Genomic DNA, 24399 nt, shown 5'->3' with positions numbered 1-24399 from the left:
TGCCCCGTCACACCAGATGCAGCGGCGGCTTGTCGTCCGGCGCTGTCTTGGCATCGCCGTTGTGATAGGTGACCTGCGGAAACGGGATGGAGATCCCCGCCGCATCAAACGCTTCCTTGGTGCGCTTGGTCATGTCGCGTGACGTCATCCACCAGACGCTGCTGTTGGCCCAGTAGCGCAGGGCAAGGATCACCGCATTGTCGCCGAGGTCCATGACGAAGGCGGCGGGCGCCGGGTCCTGCAGCACGCGCTCATCCTTATTGGCAAGCTCCAGCAGGATCGCGATCGCCTTTTCGATATCGTCCTCATAGGCAATGCCCACCTTGAAATCATGCATGCGGGTGGAGAGCCGGCTGTAATTCGTCACCGGCACGTTCCAGAGCAGCGAATTCGGCGCCAGGCGGTAAAGCCCGTCATAGGTCTTCAGCTCGGTGGCAAACAGGCCGATATCCTGCACGATGCCGTTGACGCTGCCGGTATCGATATATTCGCCGACCCGGAAGGGCCTGAGCACGAGCAGCATGATGCCGGCTGCGATGTTCTGCAGCGTGCCCTGCAGCGCAAGCCCGATGGCAAGACCGATCGCGCCAAGCGCTGCGAGGATCGATGCCGTCTGCACGCCGAACTGGCCAAGCACCATGACGAGCACGATGACGAGAACCGCATAACGGATCGTATTGGAGAAGAACTGCGCCAGCGTCGCATCGATGCCGTGAATGCGCGAAAGCCCCTGTTTCGCCCAGCGGCTGAGGAGCCCCGAGGCGAACCAGCCGATGGCGAGCAGCACGATCGCCCCGAGGATCGAGAACGAATACTGCACGGCCAGCGCCGTCAGTTGCGCAAGGGCGGCCTGGGTTGCAACCACGAATTCCGATGCCTGATCTTCCATGCGGGCAGGGCTCCTTCTTGTTCTTCAGGAGGCCTAACTGGCGCGGGGAGAGAGGCGGTCAAGAGACATCCGTTTCGCTCAGCTGAACTTTCTGACGCGCACCGGAGAAGTGGCCTGGGGTAATGCCGAAGGCCTTGCGGAAATGGCGGGTGAAATGCGCCTGATCGGCAAAGCCCGCGAAAGCTGCGGCATCCGCCAATCCGCTGCCGGAGAGGATGGCGCGCTTGGCACGATCGAGCTTGCGCATCACCAGATAGCGGTGCGGGCTTGTTCCCATCAGTCTGCGGAACTGCCGCGAGAACTCGTAACGGTCGAGACCGCTGACCTTTTCCAGGTCCTCCAGGCGCAGCACCTCCGTGCAATGGGTATCCATGAAATCACAGGCTTCGCGGATGGCGCGTTGAGCGACGGCCTTGATCCTCAACTCCGGCGCACCCGCCCAGTGGCGTAAGGCACCGGCAATCCGGGTCACGGCGTCGTTGACCAGAAGGTCGGTGGGCGTGTCATCGATATCGGCAAGAATCTCCGCCAGAGCTGACCACAGGAACGGATCGGAAAGCACCGGATCGGGCACGAAGGGAAGGCTGGTGCGATAGTCGCCGGCGGCGGAAATCAGGGCTGGCGGGATGTAGACCATGCGGTAGATCAGCCCGTCCTCCGTACCGGCGGCACCATCATGCAGCTCATCCGGGTGCAGGATAATGATGCGCCCCGGCTCGCTGAAGCGGGAGGCGCCGCGATAATGAAAGGTCTGCACACCCTGCAGGGTCAGCCCCAGTGCATAGGTGTCGTGCCGGTGCGGCGAAAACCCATTGCCGCGAAAACGGGCTTCCAGCCGCTCCAGGCCATCGAAGGGCATGGAGAAGCGCATGCGGTCGTCGGAGGCAATGACTCCGGCCGCCGGCTTGCACAAACGTTCAAGACCCTTGCGCAGGTCAGGCCCTAGGAGGTCCTGTCTCTCGATGCCCTGAATGGAGTTTTGCACCATGTTCGATACCAAGATTGCAATTGTCGTCCGAGAGGATCTCGCGGCCTGGCAGAAGCTGAACGTTACGGCTTTTCTAACCAGCGGTGTTATCGCGCAGGCACCGGAAATCATTGGGGAAGCATATCGGGATGTAGAAGGACGTGTCTACAATCCGATGAGCGTCCAGCCAATGGTCGTGCTGGCCGCCGATCTGGCGACATTGAGAGCGATTCAGCGACGCGCCTTTGAGCGAGGTGTGATGACCTCGGCCTATATTGAGGAAATGTTTACCACGGGCCATGACGCTGCCAATCGCGCGGTGTTCGCACAATTTGCGCTGGATGAAGCAAAGCTGGTGGGGCTCGCACTGCGTGCCGAGCGCAAGGTCGTGGACAAGATCACCAAAGGGGCGAGTATGCACCCATAAGGTATCACCCCGTAATCGGCAGCACAAAGCTCGCCCGGCCATCGGCCTCGGCACCTCGGCCGATCGCCTTGATCGCCGACATCAACCGGCCCTGCCGGCCAAGCGCCCGGTCACCGAATTCGATCAGGCGGGCATTCGGCGTCGCGTGCGGTGCCACCTGTCGCAGGCGGGTCGCGAGCGCCATCTCGTCCTGATCCGGATGCAGCGCCAGCGCCGCGATCACCGCTGCCGCCGGCGAGCGGGAGACACCCATCCAGCAATGGATGATCAGCGGTGCCGCCTGGTCCCAGGTCTTGACGAAATCGATCAGCTGACCGACGTGATCCTCGCTCGGCGCGATGAGATCGCCGGTCCCGGCAAAGGCGATGTCGTTCATCGCAAGCTTCAGGTGCCGGTCGGCGCGGATCACGCCGGGGCGATGGAAATCCTGGCCCTTGGCGATGAGGCTCACCATTTCGGATGCCCCGTGGCGCACGGCGAGTTCCGCAATGCTCTCGAGCGGGCAGACGACAATCGCGCTCATGGTGCGTCCATCGGCGTGCTCACCCCGTGGCGGGCGCGGTCGAGCGCATGAAAGCGGTCGAGAAACAGCCGCTGGGCTTCGATGGCCGCCATTGGTTGCAGCGTCAGCATTTCGCGGGTAATGCCGCGCGGCGTGCCGAAGAACTTTCGCGCTTCCTCCTGCGAAAACCCGGCCAGTTCTGTCGCCTCGAAATAGGCGGCCACCGTATCGGCCTTCTTGATGCGTGCCTTCAGATCGCGCGGCGCGTGCGCCGGCAGGCCGAAGCGCAGGTGGACGGCCGCTTCCAGCCGATGTTCGACCGTCTTGTAGCCGCCGCCGACCACCGCCTTGAAGGGCGAGATCATGTCGCCGATCACATATTCCGGTGCGTCATGCAGCAGGGTGAAGCAACGCTCCGTCGCGCTTGCCTCCGGATGCGTCAGGCGAAACACTTCTTCCACGACCAGAGAATGCTGGGCGACCGAGAACGCGTGGTCTCCGCGCGTCTGGCCGTTCCAGCGGGCAACACGCGCGAGGCCATGCGCGATGTCGGAAATCTCCACGTCGAGCGGCGAGGGGTCGAGAAGATCGAGTCGGCGACCGGAGAGCATGCGCTGCCAGGCGCGGGCCGACCCGCGCGAAGAGGGCGGCGTGCTCACGCGTCGGCCTCGCTGGCACCGATCGGAAAGGCAAGCCCGGTCCAGGCGGGTAGGGCAAGCGTTACCGCCACGTCGCCGGCCAGTACCGGAATGCCCTGAGCCAACGCATCGCCCACCCGGTCGATGCGCACGATGGCGAGCGCCCGGTCGCCGCAGACGGTGCCGAGCGAACCGACCGGCTTGCCGCCGGCCATGAGTTCGGTGCCGGAGACCGGCAGCGCGGTATCTGACGTCACCTGCGCCACGCGCCGGCGGGCCGTCCCGCGGTGCTGCATGCGGGAAACCACCTCCTGGCCAATATAGCAGCCCTTGCGGAAGGAAAGCCCGCCATCGAGATCCAAGAGCACGTCATGCGGAAAGGCATCCTGCAGCGCGTAATCGCGACCGGAGACGGCAAGCCCCGCCTCGATACGCAGCGCATCATAGGTATCTTCGCCATGGCCTTCCGCACCGTTCACGGGCTGGCGCGTGAGGAGGATACCGGCCTTGCGGAAGGCCCCGTCGACAATGCCCGACGTCGAGTCGGTTGCGTCGCCCCAGCTGACGGTCATTCCCGTCTCCCCTGCCGCAAGCGAGACGGCAGCGCGCAGCTTGTACAGGGTGAGCCGGCGGATCAGCGCCTCGCGCTGGTTCGTCTCGCATTCGAGGAAGAAACCCTCTGCGGTGCGCCAGATCAGGAAATCGAACAGGATCTTGCCCTGCGGCGTCAAAAGCGCGCCAGGCCGGGCCTCGTTTTCCGGCAGGCCTTCGACATCCGTGGTGATGATGCCGTGCAGGAAATCGCCTGCATCGGCGCCGCCGATATGGATGAGGCTACGGTCGGGAAGATGGGCTGAGGGCATGAGATTTCGGGTCCGCGTCGTTTCACGCCAGAGATAGGCCCGGCGCGATCCGGGTGCAAGCCATCTGCCGGCTCAGTCGCCGCCGGCAAACAGCCGCCACTTGCCATCGACGGTGATGCCGATGCGGTAGAAATTATAGTTGTTGGTTTCCGCCATCACGTCGAGATCGCCGGCGGTGATGATCCGCAAAAGCTCCACCCGCTCCGGCGCGCTGAGCTGAGTGATCGGCTTGCCGACGAAATAGGGCCAGACATACATCTCGTCCGGCGTGCCGATGCCGACATGCGCGGCCCCCGTCTGCAGGATATCGAGCATGATCGCCAGGATTTCGAGGCCCTGCGGATCACCGGACAGGCTCTTGAAGGAGGCGACGGGATCGCCGCCATCGGCCTTCAGCTGCTCCATCACGTCGTCATCGAAGGCCATCAGCGGACGCAGACGCTCGACATCGCCGGAGGCTGCCGCCTCGGTCAGCGCCTGGCGCATCGCCTTCACCGGCTCGGGTAGCTTGGAAAGATCATGCAGGATCTCGACCTTCGGCTGGGCCGCATCGGTGGCCGCAGGGACCGTTCCTTCGGCTGAAACGGAAGGGCTGCCAGGCCGCGGCAACTGCGTCTGCGCGGTCGGAGCAGTGTGCTGGATGTCGCTGCGCTCCGGCGGCGGAGACACATTGCCGGACAAGGCCAAAGCCTCGACTGGGAGGCAAAGTGCACCTGCAAGGGTTCCCGAAACGATCAATGTCCGCAGGTTGGCGCGCAGTGGAAATCCCGGCATGAACACGAACCTTGCAATCTTACTGAACGGTCCGCTCCGGCGAAAATTCGCCGGCCAGCATACGAGCGCGAAGCGAATCCAGCATGGCCTCCGCGCCTTCCTCTCCATGCAGGCGAATGGTTTCGCGCATGGCAAGGGCAATCGCGGCATCGGCAATGATCTCGGGTTCGATGCCATCGGCGCGCCCGTCGGCCCAGGCTTCGTTCTGGTATTCGAGCGCTGCCTGCATCTTCTCATGCACGATCATGTCGTCGATGTCGTTGCGCGCTGTCTGCATGTTCATTCCTCTTGCAACGGAGGCCGGTTGTTACCGGCACGTTAACAACACTAGCAGCCTTTTATCAAAACGACACGTCCGCGGCAGAAAAGAGGTAAACAATTACCTAATTTCCGTAACGTGTGGCAATTTCTGCAGCCAGTGTTGCACCTTCGTTACGGTAGCGTTCTTCCGCCTGTCGGGCCGCCGGTGTGCAGGTGGTGTGCACGCCCGCAAAGGCCCGATAGCCGCGGTTGAACGATGCCGTCAGTTTCTCACGCCGCTTTGGCTCGTTCAGCGTCTCGGCATCCAGCAACGTCTGCATGGATGTGCGCCAATCCGCCGAATCGGCGCCGCACAGCGTGCGCAGGTAGTGGACGGAGCCAAGGATTTCCGCAAGTCGCAACAACTGGGCATCATAGGGGGCGGGCTTTTCTTCTGCCGGTATGGTTACCGCCGGCCCGGTGGCAGGCGCCGGGCTCTGCTTCTGTGCGACCGCGGGGGCGGTGAACAGCGTCAGCAGCAGCAGAACGGAGGCGCGGGCGATCGGGGGCATGGACGGTCTCCTTGCAAGGGGCGGGCGAGATCTAGCCGTCTTCATCACGCGCCGCCAGCCTTTCCACACAGTCCAGCACGCTCGGCGGAACGGCAAGGGCGCGGATCTCGTCCAGCGTGAACCAGCCGGCATCCGACGCATCATCGGCGGCAATCGCCTGTGTCGATGCGTCCGCCTGCACGCAAAAAACGGAGAGGAAGAAATGGCTCACCAGCACACCCTCGTCGTTGCGGGTTTCCAGATCATAGGTGGCAAACAGATTGGGCGAATGAGCGGCAATACCGGTCTCTTCGAAAAATTCCCGCAGCGCCGTCTCGGCCGGCGTCTCCCCCGGTTCCGCCCGACCGCCCGGAAAGGCGAAGAGATCGGCCGACGGCGGGTTGCGCCGCCGGATGAGCAGATAGCGCCCCTCGCGCTCCAGGATGGCGGAGGAGGCGGCCTGCGGAAAGGGGGCCTGCGAAACGGGGGGCTGTGCGGCTGTCATCTGTGTCATGCGCTCGAGCATAGGCATGCGGCTCTCTTGCGCAAGACCACGACTGCGGTGCGGCGCACACCCGTTGCCGCGCACGGCAGACTTGGCCGCTTGACCGCCAAGGTCGCCGGTGCCATCTCAGGTGCATGTGTGGACGTTACGCCCTGACCGCGACGCCGGAAGAGATCCTCGAATTCTTGAGCGTGATTTCGATCGATGACTTCCCGAAGCGCTACAACATCGCCCCGATGCAGCCGATTCTGCTGGTGACGGGAAGCGATCGCCCGGCGCCGGGCAGCAACCTGCCGGCCCGCCAGGCTATGCTGGCCCGCTGGGGTTTTCTTCCCGGTTGGGTGAAGGACCCGAAGGAATTTCCACTCCTGATCAATGCCCGGGCGGAAACGGCAATCGAAAAAGCCTCTTTCCGCGCTGCCATGCGCCATCGGCGCATCCTGGTGCCGGCCTCCGGTTTCTACGAATGGCACCGGCCATCGAAGGAGGAGGGGGGCAAGGCGCAGGCCTACTGGATTCGCCCCAAACGCGGCGGCATCATTGCCTTTGCCGGGCTGATGGAAACCTGGTCCTCCGCCGATGGCTCGGAACTCGACACGGCGGCAATCCTGACCACGGGCGCCAATGCCGCCATCGCGCCGATCCATGACCGCATGCCGGTGGTGATTTCGCCGGAAGATTTCGAACGCTGGCTCGATTGCAAGACGCAGGAACCGCGCGACGTCACAGACCTGATGCGGCCTGCTGAGGAGGATCTGTTCGAGGCGATCCCCGTGTCCGATCGCGTCAACAAGGTCGCCAATATGGGGCCGGATCTGCAGGTTCCGGTCACACCGTCACGACCGCTTCCGGAGACGAAAAAGGCCGCGTCGTCCAGAGACGGCGGCCAGCTCTCGCTGTTTTGAACCGTTTGCCGGTCAGGCCGGCAGTCCGTCCGATCAGGCGGATTTCAGCGTCTTGCGCTTCAGCATCAGCGCGGCAGCCACGACGGCCTTGATAGCGAGCGGGCGCAGCGGCGCATGCAGTTCGGGTTTCAGGGTGCTGATGGTCTTCTTCTCGGTTGCCATGGGCGTTTCCTCTGGAGTGCGGCGCGAATCTCGTTCTTCATCGCGTTCGGGCGCGCCACATCATCAGAAAACCGGGCGGAATTTTGACGCAAACAAAATCGCATCAGATTGCCTTCAATTTAAGCAATCATTTGTTAAGCTGTTGTTAGGAAAGCACAAAAATTCCGCACTGCGGTAGAAAGCGGCAGCCGATCTTGCGTTGCGGCAGGATCAGACGTTGGCGTGGTCGTCTTCGATCGTCAACGTGCCATAGCGGCGCTGCCAGGCACGCGCGCTGAACGGCAGGATCGTGAGATACGCGAGCGTGGTGACCGCCAGCACTTCCCAGGTGTAACTCATCAGCAGTGCCACATAGATGACGACGCCGAGCAGGACCGGCAGCATCAGGTCGCGGCGCACCCGGGTTTCAGACTTGCCGGACCAGACCGGCAGGCGGCTGACGAGAAGGTAACCGATCAGCACCGTGTATGCTGTGGCGGCATAGGCGATCGGACGGCTGCCTTCCATGCCGAGAAAGCCGAGATAGACCGGCAGCATGACGAGAAGCGCCCCCATCGGCGCCGGGACGCCGACGAAAAATTCACTCTGCCATTTGGCCTTGTATTCGCGATCCGCCATCACGTTGAAACGGGCGAGGCGAAGTCCGGCGGCAATCGCGTAGATGAGGGCGGCGATCCAGCCGATCGAGCCGACCTTGTCGAGAATGAAGACATAGAGGACGAGTGCCGGTGCGACGCCGAAATTGATGATGTCGGCGAGTGAATCCATCTGGACGCCGAATTTCGACGTGGCTTTGAGCGCGCGCGCCACGCGCCCATCGATGCCGTCGAGGAAGGCGGCGAGCAGCACCATGGCCACGGCCAGTTCGAACCGGTTTTCGAAGGCGAGCCGGATCCCGGTGAGGCCTGCGCAGATGGCAAGCACCGTGATCAGGTTCGGCACCATCAGCCGAAGCGGGATCTCCCGAAGGCGCGGGCCGCGGGCGGCATCGTCGTCATGGGCGTCCGGGTTCGTCTTCGGCTGCATGGCATTCTCCGGTTTGGTTAAGCGCGGCGGCTGAGCGTCGGGCCCTTGGTCGAGCCAAATTCGGCAATCACGGTCTCGCCGCAGATGCAGCGCTGACCGAGCGATACACGCGGTTCACCGCCTGCCGGCACATAGATGTCGAGGCGCGAACCGAAGCGGATGAGACCGAAACGCTCACCGGCATCCAACGGTTCATTTTCATGCACGAAGCAGAGGATGCGGCGGGCGACGAGACCAGCGATCTGCACCACGCCGAGCCGGCCATGCTTGGTTTCGATCACGAGGCCGTTGCGCTCGTTGTCGGTGCTCGCCTTGTCGAGCTCGGCATTCACGAACTGGCCGGGGCGGTAGACGATCTTCGAGACGCGGCCACGGGCCGGTGCGCGGTTCACGTGGCAATCAAACACGTTCATGAAGACGGAAATGCGCAGCAGCGGTTCGGCGCCCAGCTCCAGCTCCGCCGGCGGCACCACCATCTGCACGGACGAGACGCGGCCATCGGCAGGCGAGATGATCAGGTCGTCATCCTGCGGCACGACGCGCTCCGGATCCCGGAAGAAATAGGCGCACCAGAGTGTCAGAACGAGCCCGACCCAGAACAGCGGCTTGGCAATCAGCCCCAGCACCAGCGAGGCCACGAAAAAGGCGATGACAAAGATATAGCCTTCCTTGTGGATCGGAACGAGCGTGTTGCGGATGGTGTCGAACAGGTTGGACAACAGGGGTCTCCAGAATGCCGGGCGTTGTGGGTCAAGCCTAGCTGACTACAGGCAAACGGATTTGGGAGCAATGCGGTTCCGGCGGGGGTGTGGATGTCATGCCAGTCCCAGAAAGACGACCAGCAGGCGCGTCACGGAGAGCATCGTCTCCTCAGCCAATCAACCGAAGGCTGAGCCAACGCGAGCCCGCTTCACCGTCATGATCTTGTCGATCATGATTTGCGAGGGTTTTGCCAATCCGTTTTGTAGCGAGGGTTGGACGGTTTGGCGGATCAGCGGCGCGTTTACCAGAGTGCTGGAACGCAGAAGCACTGTGAGTGTACCTGTGGTCTCGTAGAGATCAGCCTGGATGGCGAGGGCAAGGCGCGGCTTGCCGAAATCTCCCGACAAAGCCACAGTGACGAGATCCCCACGCCTCACGCATCGTCCTCATCCAGAAGTTCGTTCAAGGCGGCGTCCAGAAATTCAGTGAGATCGGCATCGCCAGCATCCGCCATCGCGGCGATGCTTGCCTGGCGTCGGCATTCTTCGGCGAAGCCCGCTCGACCTGTGTCCGGTACCCAGATCTCCACCGGACGCAAGCCAGCGGCTCGCAGGGAATCCCGGTGCTTGTGAACGCGCTTGAGAGTGGGTGGTGCCATGGTAACGCTTTTCCAACGTCGTCTCAGTCAAGATCGGCCCGTAAGAGCATGGTGTCAAGATTGGAAGACGCCGTCCCCGAGCAAGTCCCTCACACCGCCGGCTCCTTCCTCACCACCACGCCGAGATCGTCGCTTTCGCGCACCTGGCGCAGGTGCTCTTCCGCCTGGGTGGCCTCGCGCTGGCGGTTCCACATCGAGGCGTAGAGACCGTTCTGTTCCAGGAGGCCGGCATGCGTGCCGCGTTCGGCGATTTCGCCTGAGCGCAGGACGATGATCTCGTCGGCATTGATGACGGTCGAGAGGCGGTGGGCGATGACGAGCGTCGTGCGGTTCTTCGACACCACGTCGAGGGCGGCCTGTATTTCCTGTTCGGTCGTCGTGTCGAGCGCCGAGGTCGCCTCGTCGAGGATCAGGATCGGCGGCGCCTTCAGGATCGTGCGGGCAATCGCCACGCGCTGCTTTTCGCCGCCGGAGAGCTTGAGACCGCGTTCGCCCACCATGGTCTGGAAACCGTCGGGCAGGCTGGTGATGAAATGGCCGATCTGCGCCACATCGGCCGCCGCCAGCATCTCCTCGTCGGTGGCGGAAAGCCTGCCATAGCGGATGTTGTAGGCAATCGTGTCGTTGAACAGCACCGTATCCTGCGGCACCATGCCGATCACCGCGCGCAGGCTTTTCTGCGTCACGTCGCGCACATCCTGCCCATCGATTTCGACGGCGCCGGACTGGATGTCATAGAACCGGTAGAGCAGGCGGGAAATGGTGGATTTCCCCGCACCAGACGGCCCGACGATCGCCACCGTCTTGCCGGCCGGCACCTCAAACGAGATCCCCTTCAGGATCGGCCGTTCGGGATCATAGGCAAAATGCACGTCGCGGAAGGTGATGCGACCGTTCTCGATCGCCAGCGGCCTTGCATCCGGCCTGTCCACCACTTCGGCCTCGACCTCGAGAAGCTCGAACATCTGTTCGATATCGGTGAGGCCCTGGCGGATTTCGCGGTAGACGAAACCGATGAAGTTGAGCGGCACGGAGAGCTGGATCAAAAGCGCGTTGACGAAAACGAAATCGCCGATCGTCTGGTCGCCCCGCTGCACGGCGAGCGCCGACATCACCATCATCACGGTGGTGCCGAGGCCAAAGATCACGCCCTGGCCAAAGTTCAGCCAGCCGAGCGAGGTCCAGACCTGCGTGGCGGACTTCTCATAGCGTGCCATCGAGGCATCGAAGCGCTTGGCCTCCATCTCCTCGTTGCCGAAATATTTGACCGTCTCGAAATTGAGGAGCGAATCGATCGCCTTGGTATTGGCTTCGGTGTCGCTGGCATTCATCGAGCGGCGGATGGCGATGCGCCAGTCGGATGCCTTCACGGTGAACCAGATATAGGCCCAGACGGTCGCTGCCGTGACCAGCACATAGGAGATGCCGTAGGAATACCAGAAGATGATGGCCGTGAGCACGAACTCGACCAGCGTCGGCACGGAGTTGAGGATCGTGAAGCGCACGATCGTCTCGATGCCCTTGGTGCCACGCTCGATGATGCGCGACAACCCACCCGTCTTGCGCTCCAGGTGGAAGCGCAGCGACAACTGGTGCATGTGCACGAAGGTCTTGTAGGCGAGCTGCCGCACCGCGTGCTGGCCGACGCTGGCAAACAGCGAATCGCGCAGCTGGTTGAGGCCGAGCTGGATGAGGCGCGTGAGGTTATAGGCGATGACCAGCGCCACGGCGCCGAGCAGCAGGGCCGGCAGGATGCCCGCCATGTCCAGCCTGCCGTTCAGTGCATCGGTCGCCCATTTGAAGAAATAGGGCACGGCCAGCAGCACGAACTTGGCGATGAACAGGAAGAGGGTTGCCCAGACGACACGGGCCTTCAGGTCCGGCCTGCCGCTTGGCCACATATAGGGCCAAAGGTTCACGAGCGTACCGAGCGGATTGCCCGAATCCGCCGAAACGGTCTTCTTTGTCTGTGCCATGCATGCCTCCGGAAGGAGGCTATCCCATAAGCCCGACGCCGGCACAATGCAACGATCACCAACCGCTGATAGGGGAAGCGCGCCGTTTTAGGCGCGCTTCAGCGGCTCTCAGCCCTTGGTGAAGCGGCGGTGGATCTTCTCCGCCTCGTCATCCGGCAGCGAGTCCTTCGGTACGCCGAAAATCTGGCCGGGTTCGATCAGGTTCGGGTTGGCGATCTGCTGCTGGTTGGCGAGGTAGATCGTCGTGTAGCGCACACCCTGGCCATAGATGCGCCGCGAGATCTGCCACAGCGTATCGCCACGGCGGATGATGACGGAGGCGGCTTCGCTCTGCGTCAGCGGTGCCTGGGCGATTGTCCTCGCTGCGTTTGACTGCTGCGCCTCAGCCATCGCCTGCGGCAGCGGCGAGGCCGGCGCCGAGGGAAGGGCAGGACCGGTCACCCTGGCAATCATCTCCGCAATCGCCGGCAGCCCCTTCCCAAGGCTTGCCACGTCGCGCGGCAGCGCATCGAGCGCCTTCAGCGCGGCGGCGGCCTCGGTGATCACGTTGGTGGCAATCGCCAGCGTATTGGCATCGGTATCGGCCGGCAGGCGATATTCGGTGAGCGCCCGCAGCGCAAAGGATGTGGCGGAGCGGGCGGCGGCAACCCGTTCGTTATCGGGTGTCGCGCCATTGGCAAACAGCGTCTGCAGCAGCTGGAAGGCGCGCGACACATCGCTGCGCAGCTTGTCGAAGGCGCCGGCATCGATCGGGTTCAGCGAGCCTGCGGCTTGCGGTGTCGCGACCGCGGCCACCTGTTCGCCCGCCGGCCGGTTGAACGGAACCTCGACGCGCAGCGCCACCTTGCCGTTGCCATCCAGCTGATCGACGGCAATCCGGTGTTCCCCGATCGGAAGGGCGATCGTGCCGTCGATGACGAAATGGCCATCGCCGCCGGCCCGGGCTTCGCCGACCGGCGTGTTATTGGCATAGCCCTTGAGGCTCGCGCCGGAGCGGCTGAGGCCGGCAATGAACAGGCGGTCGCCTTCCACTTCGACGGCGGTCACCTGCAGGGCCGGCTTCTCGCCCTGTGTCACGGGGACGGTCGCAACGGGTGCGGTTGCCGCGGCGGCTGGAGCAGACGCGGTCTCGACCGGTGCTTCGGTTTTCGCCGGCTCGGCCGGTGCTGCTACCTCGGTCTTCGGAGCCTCAGGCAGGACAGGAACCGTCGCCGCCTCGCTGGCGCTGACGGCAACCCGTTCGGTCTTGGCAGCGTCGTTGGTCTTCGGCATAGCGAGAATGCGGCTCGGTTGGCCGGGCTTGCTGACCATGGCCAGAAGCTCGCCATCCTTGGTTTTCGGAACGGAAACCGTGGCGATCTCCTCGGAAATGATGGTCCGGCCATCCTCGGCGGTGGCCTTCAAGACGAGCTGATGATCGCCCGGCGGGAGCGGCATGTCCGGAATGGCGACAAATTCGCCGGCGCGATCGACGCTGGTCATTGCGATCGTCTGCACCTGATCGGCCACTTCGAGCTTGGCCTTCGGTTCGGCGCGTCCGGCAATCACGGTCGAACCGTCCGGCTCGACGCGCAGCACGTCGAAGGTCGGGATCACCAGCGCGCGCGGCGCCTCAGGCGCCACGGCCGTCTGTACCGGTGCGGCAGGAGAGGGGCTCGCATCCGTCTTGGCAGCGCTCGCCGGTGCCTTTTCCGGCGTCGGATCGACCAGCTGCTTGGCGGCATCGCCGCCCTGGGTGACCGCATCCTTGATCTGGCGTCCGGCCGCGTTGATCGCATCGCCAACCGGCTGCGTCTCGGGCGACAGACGCGGCATGATGAAGAACACCATGAGAACGGTCGCTATGGCGAGGACGGACAGGGCAAGCCAACCGGCGCGATTCTTGAACATCAGATCTCTCCAGACGGAACACCGTCGATAGAACAGGAATTACAGGCTTCACGCTGCGTTAACAAGGTTTCCCGGGGCTTTTGCGCTTGCCCGATGCTTGATTTCCCGTCACTTTTACACGTCCGGCGACTCTTTTCGGGGCCGGACATGATGCAATACGGAGAATCCTGTGCCAATTCGATCCATCTGTGTTTACTGCGGTTCCCAACCGGGCCGTGATGCGGCCTATGTGGCTGCCGGTCGTGCGCTGGGGCGCTCGATTGCCACCCATGGCCTGCGACTCGTTTACGGCGGCGGTACCAAGGGCATCATGGGCGCGGTCGCTTCCGGTGTGCTCTCGAACGGCGGTCAGGTGACGGGAATCATTCCAGACTTTCTTGTCGATATGGAGGCAACCCGCCATTCTCTCGGCCAGCTGAACGAGTTGATCATCACCAAGGACATGCACGAGCGCAAACACGCGATGTTCGAGCGCGCCGATGCCTTCGTCACCCTGCCGGGCGGCATCGGCACGCTGGAGGAGATCGTCGAGATCATGACCTGGGCGCAGCTCGGCCGGCATGGAAAGCCGATGGTGTTTGCCAATATCGGCGGCTTCTGGAACCCGATGCTGGAACTGATCGATCACATGAAGGCGCAGGGCTTCATCCACCACGCCAACCTGGTGCAGCCGCTGATCATTGATGACATCGAGCAGATCGTGCCCGCCATCCTGGATGCCTGGGGCGAAGAGGCGGTCGATGACGGCAACGAAGCGGTGATCGCCAAGCTCTAATCGACGATGAACAGTCTCGCACCGGTCTTCGTCGAGGACCGGTGCGGTTCGGCGCCATCGGCCACCTGATAGCTCATGCCGGGCGTCAAAAGAAAGGTGCGGCCGTCGGCCAGTTCCGTCAGCAGTTCCCCGTCCAGGCACAGCAGGATGTGTCCCTTCTCGCACCAGTGGTCGGCCAGGTAACCTGCGGAATACTCCACCATGCGAACACGGATTTCACCGAAGCGCTGCGTGCGCCAGGTGGCCGTGCCGGTCTCGCCGGCATGTTCGGTTCGCTCGATGGTTTCCCAGTCGGTGGTACCGAAGGGAATGCCGGACATCTGCATGGGGGATCATCCTTTCAGGGCTTGGCCTCAGCGGGCGCGATAGGCCCTCAGCATCGACAGCGTGTAAAGCGCCAGCGCCGACCAGATCAACACGAAAGCGAAGAGTTTCACCGGGGTCATCGGCTCGTGGAACACAAAGACGGCGATCAGGAAGATGATCGTCGGCGTCATGTACTGCATGATGCCGATGGTGGAGAGGCGCAAAAGCTTCGCCGCATTGGCATAGATCATCAGCGGTACGGCGGTGGCAAGGCCTGCGGCGGCCAGAAGCCAGGTGTCGGTGGTCGTGCCGTGGGTCAGGTGGCCACTGCCGTTGGCCTCCAGCCACAGAATGTAGGGCGCGGCGGGAATGCTAAGGATGGCCACCTCCAGGAAAAACCCCTGATTGGGGCCGACGGGCAATGTCTTGCGCAACAGCGCGTAAAGGCCCCAGCTGAAGGTCAGGGTCAGCGAAATCCAGGGCAGCCGGCCGGCATCCCAGGTGAGGATGCCGACGGCGACAAAGGCGAGCGCAATCGCCGCCATCTGCGCCGGCGCCAGCCGTTCTTTCAACAGGATCGCACCGAGCAGGATGCTGAACAGCGGGTTGATGAAATAGCCGAGTGCCCCCTCGATCGCGTGGCCGGAGCCGACGGCATAGACGTACGTGACCCAGTTGATGGTGATCAGCGTGGCCGTCACCGCCGCCATCAGCATGGTACGCCAGGAACGAAGGGCGGCCTTGATGTCGCCGAACCGGCGGGTCACCAGAAGGATGAGTGCGGCAAACGGCAGCGACCAGACGACGCGATGCGCCAGAACCTCGACCGGCGAGATGTGGCCGAGCGCCTTCAGGTAGAGCGGCAGGATGCCCCAGATGCCGTAGGCGGCCAGCGCATAGGCAAAGCCCTGCGGCGTATCGCCATTCTGCGGCACGGAAGCTGCGGTGTCTGTCGCCATTGTCTATGACCCTTTGCTGATTGAGCTCTCCTTAGGCCGGAATGGCGACGGCTGCCAATTCATTCGTTTGGTACTTGCATCAATGGTGTTCATCCGAGCGTCCGTAATTGTGGATGGCTCAGGTCTTGTGTTTGAGGCTGTTTTACGTAATTTTACGTAAAACAGCCGGAGAGCGGTATGCAGACCATTCGTTCGATCCACCTGCAGAAAAATCTCGGCGACGTACTGAAGGCTGCCGATCTCGAAGCAGTCGTCGTGATGAACCGTGACCAACCGCGCGCGGTGATGATGTCCGCCGAGGAGTTCATCCGGCTGAAGACGGCAGCGGGAGAAGCGGTCCCGAAGGAGGTACGGCGTTCCCGACCGACGCTCCACCAGTCTCCGGCCGATCCGTTGGCTTACGATACGCGCGATCCCGACTATGTCTTACAGCTTGTGGAGGACGCCCTTGCCGGACGGCATGCGCAGGCGATCCGCAGCGAGGTTCAGGCCGCCTTGCGGCGCTGGGGAATGCGCTGATGGAAGCAGCCTATACCCGCAAGGCAAGGCTGCTCATCCCCGACACGTCGCCGCTCTCCCTGCTGTCGATGGCCGGCGCGGACGGGCTCGACACCCTCTTTGTTCCCGATGTGGAAATCTGGGTCACCGACATGGTGGAGATGGAGGTGACCCGAGAGCCGGATTCCGGCGATGATCGGCGTCTCGGTCAGCGCCGCGTGCTGGCAGAATGGTTTGGCCGGAACCGGCACCGAATCCGGATCATGCGCACGCCGACCGGAGAGGAATATGCTAAAGCCATGACAAGCTGGTCGATGAGCGGATCACGTCCGGAGCTGAAGCCCCGCTGGACCGGGCGCGGCGACTATAGTCTCCTGGACATCCTCAGCATCGCCGAGACGGTTGTCGAGGAGGGGGAGGCCGTCGTGCTGCTGGTCGATGATCGCCGTGCCCGCGCGGCCTTGCGGCAAAGTGAAAACCTCGATCTTGATATTCTATCCACTCGCGCATTCATTGCCATGCTGGAGACGGAGTTTGGCGTGGCGGACGCCGGCGCTATCTGGACCGTCATCGACATTGCCGCTGGACGCAATGCCGAAGGCAAGCTCAAGGTGCCCGACCCATTGCCGGAGGATCCAATCTACGTTCGCAAATCCTGACACCAGCACGCCGGAGAGGCGCGAGGGGACGGTTTGCAGATCTTTTGACAAGCCAGGCCAGGAGTGAAGTGCATGAGCGACAGCCCCATCCATCGCCGCCTCTTTGCCCAGCAGATGCTGGCGCGGGCCTTTGTCGAACGGGACGAGCGGCTGATGACGGCCTTTGCCCGGGTGCCGCGCGAGGATTTTGCCGGGCCGCCGCCCTGGTTTATCCGCGATCAGGACGGCTATCGGGCGTTGCCGTCCAACGATCCGCTGGTTCTCTACCAGGACGTTCTGATCGGGCTCGACAGGGCACGCGCCGTCAACAATGGCAGCCCGGCCCTGCATGTCGGTCTGCTGCACAAGGCGAGTATAGAAGAGGGTGAGCATGTCGTGCATCTGGGCGCCGGCAGCGGTTATTATTCGGCGATCCTGGCCGAACTCGTCGGCCCCTCCGGCCAGGTGACGGCGGTCGAATATGACGCGACATTGGCCGAGATGGCCCGGGTGGCGCTCAAATCTTATCCGCAGGTTGAGGTGGTGCATGGCAGCGCCTTCGATTGGCCGCCGAAGACATCTGAGGCGAAGGCGGATGTCATCTATGTCAACTTCGCGCTCGATCATCCCCCGGCGCGCTGGGTGGAAAACCTCTATCTCAACGGCCGGCTTATCTTTCCCTTCGGTGTCCCGGCCGCGGATGCCGCCGGCGCCCGCACCGGCGTGACCGCCCGCGCCGGCATGCTGATGATCGAACGCCGCACGGCGGGTTTCGAGGCGCGGTTCCTGCAAGGCGTCAGCTTCGTCTGGGCCGAGGGGCTGGACGAAGTGCCAGGTCGCCACGAGGGCCTGATGCGCGCCTTCCGCAGCGGCGGGCACGCAAAAGTCCGCAGTCTCCGCTGGGGTGGCACGCCCGGCACTCAGGAATGGTATGGCGAGGAGGGCTGGGGGCTCTCCTTCGCCATGCTGTGAGCCGATGCGCTCTGCTTATTCCGCCGCCAGACGCCCCGCCATGTGGCGGTTCTTCATCAGCTTGTAGACGATCGAATCGATCAGCGCCTGGAACGAGGCGTCGATGATGTTTTCCGAGACGCCCACCGTCCACCAGCGGGTGCCGTCGCCATCCATGGATTCGATCAGAACACGGGTCACCGCCTCGGTGCCGCCGTTCAGGATCCGCACCTTGAAGTCGGCCAGTTCGAGGTCCTCGATCTCCCGGTTGAACTTGCCGAGATCCTTGCGCAGCGCCAGATCGAGCGCGTTGACCGGGCCATCGCCTTCCGCCACCGACATCACCCGCTCGCCATCGATCACGAGCCGCACCACGGCCTCCGAGACGGTTTTGAGCAGGCCGTTCGCATCGAAACGGCGCTCGACCATCACGCGGAAACCGTCGATCTCGAAGAAGGTCGGAATGGTGCCGAGCGTGCGGCGGGCGAGAAGTTCGAAGCTCGCATCGGCGCCCTCATAGGCATAGCCTTCCGCCTCGCGCTCCTTGACGATGGTGATCAGCTTGTCGAGGCGCGGATCGTCCTTGGAAACCTCGATGCCGCGGCGCTTCAACTCGTTGAGGAAGTTGGACTTTCCGCCCTGATCGGAGACCATCACCTTGCGCAGGTTGCCGACCGATTCCGGCTCCACATGTTCGTAGGTGCGCGGGTCTTTCAGCAGGGCGGACGCATGGATGCCGGCTTTCGTGGCAAAGGCGGAGGCCCCGACGTAAGGGCTCTGATGGTTGGGCGACCGGTTCAACAACTCGTCGAAGGCATGCGACAGCCCGGTCAGCCCGGTCAGCCGGTCGCGGTCGATGCTGGTCTCGAACCGCTCGCTATAGGCGGGTTTCAGCGCAAGCGTCGGGATCAGCGTCACCAGATTGGCGTTGCCGCAGCGCTCGCCGATGCCGTTCAGCGTGCCCTGGATCTGCCGGACGCCCGCTTCCACGGCGGCGAGCGAATTGGCGATCGCCTGGCCGGTGTCGTCATGCGCATGGATGCCGAGATGATCGCCTGGTATGCCGGCGGCCATCACGGCGGAGACGATCTCCCTCACCTCCGCCGGCTGGCTGCCGCCATTGGTGTCGCAGAGCACCACCCAGCGCGCGCCGGCCTCGTAGGCCGTCCTGGCGCAGGAGAGCGCATACTCCGGATTGGCCTTGTAGCCATCGAAGAAATGCTCGCAATCGATCATCGCCTCGCGGCCGGCGGCAATCACCGCTTCGACGCTGTCGCGGATCGATTCGAGGTTCTCCTCGTTCGAACAGCCGAGTGCAACGCGCACATGATAATCCCAGCTTTTCGCCACGAGACAGATGACGTCGCTCTTTGCCTGCAAAAGCGCCGCAAGCCCCGGATCATTGGCGGCCGAGACGCCGGCCCGCTTCGTCATGCCGAAGGCGACGAATTTTGCAGCCCGCGTGCGCTTCTGGCCGAAGAAGGCGGTATCGGTCGGGTTGGCGCCCGGATAGCCGCCCTCGATGTAATCGATGCCGAACTCGTCGAGCAGCCTGGAAATGGCAATCTTGTCCTCGACGGAAAAATCCACGCCAGGTGTCTGCTGCCCGTCACGCAGCGTGGTGTCGAAGAGGGTGATTTTTTCGCGTGTCATGTCCGTGCCGCTCCCTGGCATCTTGTCATCCTTCCATGCCCCTCATCCGGCTGCCGCCACCTTCTCCCCGCAGGCGGGGAGAAGGGCCATGCCGCGCCGTTGCCCGTTTGCCGCAACGCCGGTGCGAGCCGCGTTCCCTCTCCCCGCCTGCGGGGAGAGGGTTAGGGTGAGGGGCACCCTCTCAGTTCTTTCCCGCAAACCGGTCCGTCGCCCGGATCAGCTGGTCGAGAATGCCGGGGTCGGTCAGCGCGTGGCCGGCGCCCTCGACGATCTTCAGCTCCGCATCCGTCCAGCGCTTCGATAGCTCCCAGGCCTGTTTGAGCGGGCACGGCATGTCGTAGCGACCATGCACGATGACGCCCGGAATGCCTTGAAGCTTATGCGCATCGCGCAGCAGTTGCCCGTCCTCCAGCCAGCCGGCATGCATGAAATAGTGGTTTTCGATGCGGGCAAAGGCGATGGCGTAATGATCCTCGCCAAAGCTGTCGATCTGCTCGAGATTAGGGATGAGCGAAATGGTCGCCCCCTCCCAACGGCTCCAGGCCTTGGCGAAGCGCAGTTTTTCCGCCTCGTCGCTGCCGGTCAGGCGGCGGTGATAGGCGGCCATCATTTCGTGACGCTCATTCTCCGGCACCGGCTCGATAAATCTTTCCCAGCGGTCCGGGTACATTTCCGAGACGCCGAACTGATAGTACCAGTCGAGTTCCGCTTTCGTCAGCGTATAGATGCCGCGCACGACGAGTTCGGTGACACGCTCTGGATGGGTTTCCGAATAGGCGAGCGCCAGCGTCGAACCCCAGGAGCCGCCGAACACCATCCAGCGCTCGACGCCGATCATCTGCCGCAGCCGCTCGATGTCATCCACGAGATGCCAGGTGGTGTTCGCCTCAAGCGAGGCATGCGGGGTGGAGCGGCCACAGCCGCGCTGGTCGAACAGCAGCACATCATAGAGAGCCGGATCGAAGACTCGGCGCTGGTTCGGATTGCAGCCGCCGCCGGGGCCGCCATGCAGAAAGACCACGGGCTTGGCACCCTTCGTGCCGACCCGCTCCCAGTAGATGCTGTGGCCATCGCCGACATCGAGCATGCCCGTCTCGTAGGGCTCGATCTCGGGATAGTAGCTGCGCAGTTCGCTCATGTCAGTCGTCCTTCGGCGGCCATTCCGCCGTATCATGATCGGGATGCTGGTAACTTTCGACGGAGGCGAAGAAGGCCTCCATCTCGGGGCTGGAAAAGGCGGGTTTTTGAAACAGCGTGTCGATCCAGGGCAGACGCTGGTGATGATTGACCTGCACCTGCGGCTCCAGACGTTCGGGATGGTCGAAGGCGCCGATCGCCAGTTCCACGCCGCCTGGATGATGATAGGTCAGCGGCGTGCCGCATTTGCTGCAGAAGCCGCGCTTCACCTTGGCCGACGAGCGGAAGAGGCTCGGCTGGCCACGCGTCCAGGCAAGATGCGCCTGGTCGGCGGAGACGAAGGCGCCGAAGAAGCTGCCGAACGCCTTCTGGCACATGCGGCAATGGCAGATCGACGGCCTTCCGAGCTTTTCCGCCCGAAACCGCACCGCGCCGCATTGGCATCCGCCGGTCATGATGCTGTCCATCTGCTCTCCTATCTCAGGCTGACGTAAAGAACGACGCCGATGGTGATGGCGGCCACCAGAACGCCCTTGGCAATCAGGCCATAGAGCAGCCATTTCGGCATCTTCGTATTGGGGTTCGGCTCCGTCATGACCGCCCCTCGGGTGGCCAGTCGTCGGTGTCGTGGTCCGGGTGCTGGTAGGAGACGACATTCGGCAGGAAGGGCGCGTCGTCGAGATCATCCAGCGTCGCGCGTGCCGGCAACGAAGGTATGTCGTCGGCAAAGGCGAGCCGGCATTCGATGCCGAACTGAATGGTCGGCGGCAGGCGGGCCGGGTCATCGAACGCGCCCGCTGCCAGCGACAGCCCATCCGGCGCCTCATAGGTCAGCGGCGTGCCGCAGTCCGCGCAGAAGCCGCGATGGACGAAATTCGAGGAGGCAAAGCGTTTTGGCGCACCGCGCGTCCACGTCACCTTCGCGGTGCCGACAGCCACCAGCGGCGCATAATAGGCGCCGAACGCCTTCTGGCACATGCGACAGTGACAGACCGACACATCCTTCGGCACGCCCTCCATCCGGAACCGGACCGCGCCGCACTGGCACCCGCCGGTGTGGATCTCGCTCATGGAACGCTCCTCCTGTTGGTGGGCGGGGCACCCCCCTCTGGCCTGCCGGCCATCTCCCCCACACGGGGGGAGATCGGCAGAGTGGCGACCGTTCTGCCCCAATCTGCGGGGCGAGAGTCCGTGAAGTAGGGAACCGACGTCTCGCAAGCCGCGGTTGGTGACAGTGGTGCCCTGCAGGCCAACCTGTCCAGTAGAATGCGGCAAACACGTCTTGCTGAGACCCGGCCCGTCAAATGCCGCTTCGAGTGAGGCAGCGCGCGCGCGGCATCCCGATCTCCCCCCGTGTGGGGGAGATGCCCGGCAGGGCAGAGGGGGGTTTGACGCCCGCCGCACGCACCCATCAGCGCCCCCTCCCGATGACGGTCAGGATGTGGAGGCACACATGATCGAGATCCGTCAGAACGTCATCATTCCAGAAGCGCAGCACAATCCAGCCATCGGCCTCCAGCCGTGCCGTTCGGGCGGCATCATAACGGAGGGCTTGATCTTCCGCATGCTGGCTACCATCCAGCTCGACAATCAGCCGCTCATCCGGGCAGGCGAAGTCCACGATGTAACCGGCAATCGGAACCTGCCGTCTGAAGCCGAGCCCCTCCAGCCGGTGCGCGCGTATCGCATTCCAGAGTTTCAGCTCCGCGTCTGTCATTGCCTTGCGCATGCGCTTGGCATTGGCACGACGCAGAGGCGGAATCGGCGTATGGGGCATGGTGAGTGCCGGTAACGAGGTTGACGGTGCGGTAGACTGGCTTTTGCAGCGGAGAGTTGCAAGGGGCGCTATCTTGGCGTTGTCCTGCGGGGTACCCCCCTCTGGCCTGCCGGCCATCTCCCCCACACGGGGGGAGATCGGCAGAGAGGCGGCCGTTCTGCCCCAATCTGCGTGGCGAGAGTCCGTGAAGTGGGGAACCGACGTCTCGCAAGCCGCGGTTGGTGACAGTGGTGCCCTGCAGGCCAACCTGTCCAGTAGAATGCGGCAAACACGTCTTGCTGAGACCCGGCCCGTCAAATGCCGCTTCGAGTGAGGCAGCGCGCGCACGGCATCCCGATCTCCCCCCGTGTGGGGGAGATGCCCGGCAGGGCAGAGGGGGGTATGGCCGTGCAGCAGGGCAAGCATGTTACCGCTTCACCTCCCAGGTCGTCACGCGTTCGCCTGTTGCGGGATCCTTGCCATCCTTCAACTGGATGCCCTTTTCCGCCAGTTCGTTGCGGATGCGGTCGGCTTCGGCGAAGTTTTTGGCTTTGAGGAGTTCAAGGCGCACATCGACACGAGCCTGCACTGCGGCGGAGATGTGGTCCGAAGTTTCTCGCACAACCGATATGCCCAGCATCTGTGCACATGCCAGGCCGGCTGCGATGGATGCCTTTCTTTCGTCCTTAGATGAAAAACCAGTGAAACCGGGACCAAAACCTAGACTACCGGCGGCAGCATCTTTTGGCAAAGCTGGGTCGGAGAACTGACTGAGATTCATCAGCTCATGAATGCGTTTGATCGCTTCAGCAGTTTTAAGATCATCTGCAATCAGCGCCAAAAACTCCTCATCTGGTTCACCAACGACTACATCGGTTTCCTTGGCAATACGCTCCCAGCGCGTGAGAACTGCGAGGGCCTCTTCCAGCCGCTTCACCGAAAAGTCGATCGGCTCGCGGTAATGCGTCATCAGCATGGCCAGCCGCAGCACTTCGCCCGGCCATTTGCGGCCGCCGAACGTCTCCGTCTCCAGCAACTCATGGATGGTGACGAAATTGCCGTCCGATTTCGACATCTTGCGGCCTTCGACCTGCACGAAGCCGTTGTGCATCCACACATTGGCCATCACGTCGGTGTCGTAGGCGCAGCAGGACTGGGCGATCTCGTTTTCGTGGTGCGGGAAGATCAGGTCAAGGCCGCCGCCGTGGATGTCGAATTCATGCGGGCGGGCTTTTCCCTGGGGCGAAAGCCTGTCCTTGATCTCTTCCCACAGATAGCGGTTGGACATGGCCGAGCATTCGATATGCCAGCCCGGGCGGCCATAGATCGCAAAGCGTTGACCCTCGAAAGCAAAGTCGGCCGCCCAACCGGGTTCGGTGTCGGCAGACTGTTTCCACAGCACGAAATCGCCGGGGTTCATTTTGTGGGCTTCGACGGCAACGCGCGCGCCGGCCTGCTGGTCTTCCAGCCGGCGCTTGGAGAGCTGGCCATAATCGGCCATGGAGGCGGTGGCAAACAGAACCTCGTGGCCCTCCGAACCCTTGGCCACATAGGCATGGCCCTGGGTCAGCAGGCGCTGGATGATCTCGATCATTTGCGGAATGTTGTCGGTCGCGCGCGGCTGATGTGTCGGCTCCAGGCAGCCGAGCGCCTTCACATCCGCCTGGAACTGGCTTTCCGTCTTGCCGGTCACGGCCCGGATGGCCTCGTTGAGGCTCATCGAGCCATCGGCGATCTTGGGCCCGAAATCCCGCAGCGCCCGCGCATTGATCTTGTCGTCCACGTCGGTGATGTTGCGGGCATAGGTCACGTGCTCCTCGCCATGGAGGTGCCGCAGCAGACGGTAGAGCACGTCGAAGACGATCACCGGCCGCGCATTGCCGATATGGGCATAGTCGTAGACGGTTGGGCCGCAGACATACATGCGCACATTGTTCGGGTCGATCGGCTGGAACACCGCCTTGTCACGGGTCAGCGTATTATAGAGCTTGAGCGTGTGGCTCATCGATGTCGTCTCCCGAAACGCACTGGAACCGGCCGGACCGGTTCTG

General features: G+C 63.2%; 29 protein-coding genes and 1 pseudogene. 6 read left to right on the top strand and 24 right to left on the bottom strand.

Going from position 1 to position 24399, the window contains the following annotated elements:
• Positions 1-7 precede the first annotated feature (7 nt).
• Positions 8-889, bottom strand: a complete 882-nt coding sequence (locus G6N78_RS17415) for a mechanosensitive ion channel family protein (protein ID WP_165220851.1) — start codon at positions 887-889, stop codon at positions 8-10.
• 58 nt (positions 890-947) lie between these two features.
• Positions 948-1760, bottom strand: a complete 813-nt coding sequence (locus tag G6N78_RS17410) for an AraC family transcriptional regulator (protein WP_234905826.1) — start codon at positions 1758-1760, stop codon at positions 948-950.
• A 115-nt stretch (positions 1761-1875) separates the two neighbouring features.
• Between G6N78_RS17410 and G6N78_RS17405 the strand changes: the two genes are divergently transcribed.
• Entirely contained in the window at positions 1876-2283 is a 408-nt protein-coding gene (locus tag G6N78_RS17405) for a DUF2000 family protein (protein ID WP_165220845.1), read from the top strand.
• A 4-nt stretch (positions 2284-2287) separates the two neighbouring features.
• Here G6N78_RS17405 and G6N78_RS17400 read toward each other — a convergent pair whose 3' ends face one another.
• The 7 genes from G6N78_RS17400 to G6N78_RS17370 all read right to left on the bottom strand — a co-directional run bounded on the left by G6N78_RS17400 (position 2288) and on the right by G6N78_RS17370 (position 6377).
• On the bottom strand, positions 2288-2806 hold the full coding sequence (locus G6N78_RS17400) for a tyrosine phosphatase family protein (RefSeq protein ID WP_165220842.1): 519 nt from the start codon (positions 2804-2806) through the stop codon (positions 2288-2290).
• Complete coding sequence (locus G6N78_RS17395; RefSeq protein ID WP_165221940.1) at positions 2803-3396, bottom strand: HD domain-containing protein; 594 nt, start codon at positions 3394-3396, stop codon at positions 2803-2805. Before G6N78_RS17395 ends, G6N78_RS17400 begins: the two co-directional genes overlap by 4 nt.
• Before the next feature lie 44 nt (positions 3397-3440).
• Positions 3441-4286 (bottom strand): CAF17-like 4Fe-4S cluster assembly/insertion protein YgfZ, encoded by an 846-nt coding sequence (gene ygfZ / locus G6N78_RS17390; protein WP_165220839.1) that lies wholly within the window; start codon positions 4284-4286, stop codon positions 3441-3443.
• A 72-nt stretch (positions 4287-4358) separates the two neighbouring features.
• Positions 4359-5060 carry a hypothetical protein gene (locus G6N78_RS17385; RefSeq protein ID WP_165220837.1) on the bottom strand — a complete coding sequence of 234 codons (702 nt, stop codon included), beginning with the start codon at positions 5058-5060 and terminating at the stop codon, positions 4359-4361.
• A 19-nt stretch (positions 5061-5079) separates the two neighbouring features.
• Positions 5080-5337, bottom strand: coding sequence for a hypothetical protein (locus tag G6N78_RS17380; RefSeq protein WP_165220835.1), 258 nt, complete (start codon positions 5335-5337; stop codon positions 5080-5082).
• Positions 5338-5443: 106 nt separating this feature from the next.
• Positions 5444-5872: a TIGR02301 family protein gene (locus G6N78_RS17375; RefSeq protein ID WP_165220833.1), complete on the bottom strand. Its 429-nt coding sequence runs from the start codon at positions 5870-5872 to the stop codon at positions 5444-5446.
• A 31-nt stretch (positions 5873-5903) separates the two neighbouring features.
• Entirely contained in the window at positions 5904-6377 is a 474-nt protein-coding gene (locus G6N78_RS17370; protein ID WP_370691529.1) for an NUDIX hydrolase, read from the bottom strand.
• A gap of 113 nt (positions 6378-6490) precedes the next feature.
• Here G6N78_RS17370 and G6N78_RS17365 point away from each other — a divergent pair, with 113 nt between their 5' ends.
• Positions 6491-7261 (top strand): SOS response-associated peptidase, encoded by a 771-nt coding sequence (locus G6N78_RS17365; RefSeq protein ID WP_165220831.1) that lies wholly within the window; start codon positions 6491-6493, stop codon positions 7259-7261.
• A 33-nt stretch (positions 7262-7294) separates the two neighbouring features.
• Here G6N78_RS17365 and G6N78_RS25960 read toward each other — a convergent pair whose 3' ends face one another.
• The 7 genes and pseudogenes from G6N78_RS25960 to G6N78_RS17335 form a co-directional block, all read right to left on the bottom strand.
• Positions 7295-7423: a hypothetical protein gene (locus G6N78_RS25960; RefSeq protein WP_272955616.1), complete on the bottom strand. Its 129-nt coding sequence runs from the start codon at positions 7421-7423 to the stop codon at positions 7295-7297.
• A gap of 210 nt (positions 7424-7633) precedes the next feature.
• Positions 7634-8449 carry a CDP-diacylglycerol--serine O-phosphatidyltransferase gene (pssA, locus tag G6N78_RS17360; protein WP_165220829.1) on the bottom strand — a complete coding sequence of 272 codons (816 nt, stop codon included), beginning with the start codon at positions 8447-8449 and terminating at the stop codon, positions 7634-7636.
• Between the two features lie 17 nt (positions 8450-8466).
• Positions 8467-9168: a phosphatidylserine decarboxylase gene (locus G6N78_RS17355; RefSeq protein ID WP_165220827.1), complete on the bottom strand. Its 702-nt coding sequence runs from the start codon at positions 9166-9168 to the stop codon at positions 8467-8469.
• A 96-nt stretch (positions 9169-9264) separates the two neighbouring features.
• A pseudogene (locus G6N78_RS17350) lies at positions 9265-9588 on the bottom strand (type II toxin-antitoxin system PemK/MazF family toxin).
• Complete coding sequence (locus G6N78_RS17345; protein ID WP_165220825.1) at positions 9585-9809, bottom strand: antitoxin MazE family protein; 225 nt, start codon at positions 9807-9809, stop codon at positions 9585-9587. The pseudogene G6N78_RS17350 and the gene G6N78_RS17345 overlap by 4 nt, the downstream one beginning before the upstream one ends.
• An 89-nt stretch (positions 9810-9898) precedes the next feature.
• Positions 9899-11785 carry an ABCB family ABC transporter ATP-binding protein/permease gene (locus G6N78_RS17340; protein ID WP_165220822.1) on the bottom strand — a complete coding sequence of 629 codons (1887 nt, stop codon included), beginning with the start codon at positions 11783-11785 and terminating at the stop codon, positions 9899-9901.
• Positions 11786-11893: 108 nt separating this feature from the next.
• The gene (locus G6N78_RS17335) at positions 11894-13675 is read right to left on the bottom strand and encodes a LysM peptidoglycan-binding domain-containing protein (protein ID WP_165220819.1); all 1782 of its coding nucleotides are present in this window, start codon (positions 13673-13675) and stop codon (positions 11894-11896) included.
• A 169-nt stretch (positions 13676-13844) separates the two neighbouring features.
• Between G6N78_RS17335 and G6N78_RS17330 the strand changes: the two genes are divergently transcribed.
• The gene (locus G6N78_RS17330; protein ID WP_165220816.1) at positions 13845-14450 is read left to right on the top strand and encodes an LOG family protein; all 606 of its coding nucleotides are present in this window, start codon (positions 13845-13847) and stop codon (positions 14448-14450) included.
• Here G6N78_RS17330 and G6N78_RS17325 read toward each other — a convergent pair.
• Positions 14447-14776, bottom strand: a complete 330-nt coding sequence (locus tag G6N78_RS17325; RefSeq protein ID WP_165220813.1) for a DHCW motif cupin fold protein — start codon at positions 14774-14776, stop codon at positions 14447-14449. The genes G6N78_RS17330 and G6N78_RS17325 overlap by 4 nt on opposite strands.
• 27 nt (positions 14777-14803) lie before the next feature.
• Complete coding sequence (gene rarD, locus G6N78_RS17320) at positions 14804-15715, bottom strand: EamA family transporter RarD (protein WP_165220810.1); 912 nt, start codon at positions 15713-15715, stop codon at positions 14804-14806.
• A gap of 177 nt (positions 15716-15892) precedes the next feature.
• Here rarD and G6N78_RS17315 point away from each other — a divergent pair, with 177 nt between their 5' ends.
• The 3 genes from G6N78_RS17315 to G6N78_RS17305 all read left to right on the top strand — a co-directional run bounded on the left by G6N78_RS17315 (position 15893) and on the right by G6N78_RS17305 (position 17823).
• Complete coding sequence (locus tag G6N78_RS17315) at positions 15893-16234, top strand: type II toxin-antitoxin system Phd/YefM family antitoxin (protein WP_165220807.1); 342 nt, start codon at positions 15893-15895, stop codon at positions 16232-16234.
• Entirely contained in the window at positions 16234-16872 is a 639-nt protein-coding gene (locus G6N78_RS17310) for a hypothetical protein (RefSeq protein WP_165220804.1), read from the top strand. Before G6N78_RS17315 ends, G6N78_RS17310 begins: the two co-directional genes overlap by 1 nt.
• Positions 16873-16944: 72 nt before the next feature.
• A complete protein-coding gene (locus G6N78_RS17305; protein ID WP_165220801.1) occupies positions 16945-17823 on the top strand; it encodes a protein-L-isoaspartate O-methyltransferase family protein in 879 nt (292 codons plus the stop codon).
• Positions 17824-17838: 15 nt separating this feature from the next.
• Here the strand turns inward: G6N78_RS17305 and cimA are convergent, their stop codons facing one another.
• From cimA to cysS, 6 genes are all read right to left on the bottom strand, one after another.
• Complete coding sequence (cimA, locus tag G6N78_RS17300; protein ID WP_165220798.1) at positions 17839-19455, bottom strand: citramalate synthase; 1617 nt, start codon at positions 19453-19455, stop codon at positions 17839-17841.
• Positions 19456-19636: 181 nt separating this feature from the next.
• Positions 19637-20593: a prolyl aminopeptidase gene (pip, locus tag G6N78_RS17295; protein WP_165220795.1), complete on the bottom strand. Its 957-nt coding sequence runs from the start codon at positions 20591-20593 to the stop codon at positions 19637-19639.
• A gap of 1 nt (position 20594) precedes the next feature.
• Entirely contained in the window at positions 20595-21059 is a 465-nt protein-coding gene (locus G6N78_RS17290; RefSeq protein WP_165220792.1) for a GFA family protein, read from the bottom strand.
• 124 nt (positions 21060-21183) lie between these two features.
• Positions 21184-21663: a GFA family protein gene (locus G6N78_RS17285; protein ID WP_165220789.1), complete on the bottom strand. Its 480-nt coding sequence runs from the start codon at positions 21661-21663 to the stop codon at positions 21184-21186.
• 340 nt (positions 21664-22003) lie between these two features.
• Complete coding sequence (locus G6N78_RS17280; protein WP_165220786.1) at positions 22004-22369, bottom strand: endonuclease domain-containing protein; 366 nt, start codon at positions 22367-22369, stop codon at positions 22004-22006.
• 406 nt (positions 22370-22775) lie between these two features.
• Positions 22776-24353 (bottom strand): cysteine--tRNA ligase, encoded by a 1578-nt coding sequence (cysS, locus tag G6N78_RS17275; protein ID WP_165220783.1) that lies wholly within the window; start codon positions 24351-24353, stop codon positions 22776-22778.
• Between the last annotated feature and the right edge of the window lie 46 nt (positions 24354-24399).

Origin of the sequence: Allorhizobium pseudoryzae (assembly GCF_011046245.1) — a bacterium.
Lineage (GTDB): Bacteria > Pseudomonadota > Alphaproteobacteria > Rhizobiales > Rhizobiaceae > Neorhizobium > Neorhizobium pseudoryzae.
Note: the sequence above shows the minus strand (reverse complement) of the source record. Positions and strands in the feature narration are given on the sequence as shown.